Source organism: Acinetobacter sp. CIP 101934, assembly GCF_000369585.1.
GTDB lineage: Bacteria > Pseudomonadota > Gammaproteobacteria > Pseudomonadales > Moraxellaceae > Acinetobacter > Acinetobacter schindleri.
The window spans coordinates 1-3,810 of sequence record NZ_KB850105.1 but is presented as its reverse complement, the minus strand read 5'-3'; the positions used below and the strand labels follow the sequence as shown (position 1 = coordinate 3,810).

General features: G+C 38.4%; 4 protein-coding genes. All 4 read right to left on the bottom strand.

Translation table 11 applies throughout. The features are described 5' to 3' along the window. Positions 1–88 precede the first annotated feature (88 nt). Positions 89–391 carry a putative quinol monooxygenase gene (locus F899_RS15135; RefSeq protein ID WP_004897265.1) on the bottom strand — a complete coding sequence of 101 codons (303 nt, stop codon included), beginning with the start codon at positions 389–391 and terminating at the stop codon, positions 89–91. 333 nt (positions 392–724) lie between these two features. Next, the gene (gene fghA, locus F899_RS15130) at positions 725–1,555 is read right to left on the bottom strand and encodes an S-formylglutathione hydrolase (protein WP_005226091.1); all 831 of its coding nucleotides are present in this window, start codon (positions 1,553–1,555) and stop codon (positions 725–727) included. A 228-nt stretch (positions 1,556–1,783) separates the two neighbouring features. Further along, complete coding sequence (locus F899_RS15125; protein ID WP_000842149.1) at positions 1,784–2,896, bottom strand: S-(hydroxymethyl)glutathione dehydrogenase/class III alcohol dehydrogenase; 1,113 nt, start codon at positions 2,894–2,896, stop codon at positions 1,784–1,786. Between the two features lie 21 nt (positions 2,897–2,917). Continuing rightward, on the bottom strand, positions 2,918–3,193 hold the full coding sequence (locus F899_RS15120) for a metal/formaldehyde-sensitive transcriptional repressor (protein WP_001133624.1): 276 nt from the start codon (positions 3,191–3,193) through the stop codon (positions 2,918–2,920). Positions 3,194–3,810 lie beyond the last annotated feature (617 nt).

Genomic DNA, 3,810 nt, shown 5'->3' with positions numbered 1-3,810 from the left:
ACTTTTTAAAGGGAACATCATCGACTCAAATCACTATTTGCAACAGTGCCAAATTTCAGGCAGCACACTCATACATTTAAGCGTCGGTTTAAGCTGGTAGTTTACTCGCCAAAACATCTACTTTTTCAATAGACGGTGGCTCTGAAAATAGCTCATCGGCCTGAGCCATCAAAGCAGCTGCAACCTTGCCAGATAGATGTGCTTGGCGACCCGCCTCATCAGGAAATGCATCAAATATACCAAATGTTGTAGGTCCAAGACGTAGGCCAAACCACGCAACTGTCGCAGGTTCTTCCATTACAATATGTAAACCGGCTTTAAGGAAAGCTTCCACTTCGTCTTCTTTACCCGGTTTAGCTTCAAGGCGGACATATAAAGCTGTTTTAAGCATGACTAAAACTCCACAATTGACTAGAATTAAAACTGATTCTGACATTGCTAATGTATGCATGTCAGAAAGTTTTGTTGTATAAAAGTTAAAAAAAAATCCCATAGCTGAGCCAAAATCTGTTTTTTTATTCCGACATAATGCTATGAATTTATTCAAGTTAATATCATTAACATTTGAATCAAAAAATTAAGATATGAGATGGTTAAATTCAATCTTAGTTATATAAGGATCAATTGACTCTACCTTAGATTTATAAGCTGACCTCTTCATCTGAAAATTATATTGCTCAAGAAGCATTCAAGAACAACATGTACATCCTCATATCTATCAAAGTTATTTAGCTAGGAGTTTGCTGTGAAACTCTATATGTTTCTCTATAAAGCTCGCAATGAAGTAATAGCTATGGTCATACCCTTCTCTTAGGTTAAGTGTAAGAGGATATTCTTGTTCCAAACACATATCACTAAGAAGCTTAGGCCTTAACTGTTCTTCAAGAAAATCATCAGCTGTTCCCTGATCGACTAAAATAGGTATATGAACTTCAGCGTTTTTGATTAATTCAATCGCATCATAGCTTTTCCATAAAGTTTCGGTTTCACCTAGGTAATGTGTGAAAGCCTTTTTCCCCCAAGGTACTTGGCTAGGTGCAACAATCGGTGCAAAAGCAGAAATACTTTTATACAGCTCAGGATTTTTTAACCCAATTACTAATGCACCATGACCACCCATGCTATGACCCATAATACTTTGGACTTGATTGGTCGGAAAATTTAGGTCAATCAGATTTCTGAGCTCTTCCACAATATAATCATACATTTTGAAATGCTGTGACCAAGGTGCTTGTGTTGCATTCACATAGAATCCTGCACCTTGGCCTAAATCATAATCTGCATGATCTGGTACATCTTCTCCACGTGGGCTGGTATCTGGTGCAACAATAATGACTTTATGTTCAGCCGCATACTTTTGTGCTCCGGCTTTAGTAATAAAGTTCTGTTCGTTGCAAGTCAGTCCTGATAACCAATATAAAACTGGCAACTTCTCATCTTTGTCATGAGGTGGCAGATATATTGAGAATTTCATTGAACAGTTTAATGCTATTGACTGATGGCGATACACTTCTTGCGATCCACCAAAAGAAGCATGTTTCTCAATTATTTCCATAATCAATTACCTATGTTGAGCAAGACTTCATGAGAAATCGAGTAAACAAAGAGTCTGACATTCTCCACAGAGAATACTGATAAAGATTTAAAATGTAGGCAGGTTTGTTGAACCTATACATGATGGATACATAGATAGATCTGTTTTACAGATGATGTGCCGTTTTAGAGGATTCCATGCATGTCAATCATGATTCACATGCATGGAAAAGTATAAGGTCTGACGGAATTATTCGTAATGAATTACAGTACGAATTGACTTACCTTCATGCATTAGATCAAAGGCTTCATTGATCTGATCCAAGCCCATGGTGTGTGTCACAAATGGTTCTAATTGAATTTTACCTTTCATGGCATCTTCAACCATTCCTGGAAGTTGCGTACGACCTTTTACCCCACCAAAGGCAGAACCTAGCCATTTACGACCAGTAACAAGCTGGAATGGACGGGTAGAGATTTCCTGACCTGCGCCAGCTACACCAATAATTACGGATTGTCCCCAGCCACGGTGTGCACTTTCAAGGGCTGCACGCATCACATTCACGTTACCAATACATTCAAATGAATGATCTACACCCCAGCCAGTCATTTCGACAATGACTTGCTGGATTGGTTTATCGTAATCTTTAGGGTTCAAGAAGTCCGTTGCACCAAACTCTTTTGCCAGCGCAAATTTATCTGGATTCATATCAACCACAATAATACGCCCTGCTTTAGCTTGACGTGCGGCTTGTACGACTGCCAGACCAATACCACCTAAACCAAAGACCGCAACACTATCACCTTCTTGTACTTTAGCCGTGTTATGTACTGCACCGATACCCGTTGTTACCCCACAACCCAGTAAGCAGACATGTTCGTGATTGGCTTCAGGATTGATTTTAGCCAATGATACTTCTGCCACTACCGTATATTCACTGAACGTTGAGCAGCCCATATAGTGGTAAATCGGTTGACCATTGTAGGAAAAACGAGTGGTACCATCTGGCATTACGCCTCTACCTTGAGTTTCGCGAACGGAAATACACAAGTTCGATTTTCCAGATTTACAGAATACGCACTCGCCACATTCAGCGGTGTAAAGTGGAATTACATGATCACCTGGTTTGACGCTAGTCACGCCTTCACCAACCTCAACTACAACGCCAGCACCTTCATGCCCGAGAATAGCCGGAAAAACACCTTCAGGATCATCGCCAGACAAAGTAAATGCATCTGTATGACACACACCGGTATGGGAGATCTTAATTAATACTTCACCTTTCTTTGGTGGTGCAACATCAACTTCAACAATTTGAAGAGGTTGACCAGGACCAAACGCAACAGCAGCGCGTGACTTCATGGAATAATTCCTTATACAGATCTATTTTAAATATGATTTTAGAATCTTGGCGATTTCAGCCAATTCTTCTTTTCGTTGTTGTTCTGTGGTTTCACCTGATACTAAAGTGTCCTTTAAATGAACCTCCAACATTTCATTCATCAAACCATTAATAGCACCACGCACAGAGCATATTTGTTGCAGAATTGCACCACATTCCACATTGTCTTCTAACGCTTTTTCAATCGCTTGCGTCTGACCTTTGATCTTTCTTACGCGTAGAAGAATCTTTTTTTTGTCTTCAACCTGATTAGGCATCAGACCTCCTTACTTGCTAGCATTAATACTATAGTACCCCATAGTATAAAAAAAGCAATATTTTTTATAAATCGAAAATCAAAAAGACCTTTAGCGAAAATTTTCTATCCCTGTTTTTAGTTTTTTTTTAAATTAACATCGTAGAGCTGATGCTAAAGTCACAAAGAATGGGACTTTCAGCTCCCATTTTTTTATTTTGGCTCATGTTCTTTGTGATGCTGTGACCTTTTAGAATTATGTTTCAAATTTTAGCCACTTTGTAGATATTTTGAACGTTTCAAGCCTTGAAAATACTACCGACAGTTTAGATTAAACTGCCTTTACAGACTGTACTAGAATATTTTTAGTGAGCGGATGATATTTATTATTCATTATTTAGGAATTATTAAATCCTATAAATATCATTTATTGGATTAATTTATTTTGGTACTGTGCATATCATCCCCCAGTTAAGAATAAGGAATAACTATGAATAAGATGATGAATGCTCTTATCCTAGAAAATTTTGGTGATCATGAATTTAAACGGCACTGTTGCAAATAGTGATTTGAGTCGATGATGTTCCCTTTAAAAAGTGCTTAGAGACCGAAAACCCTGTTGATTAGACACACTTCACC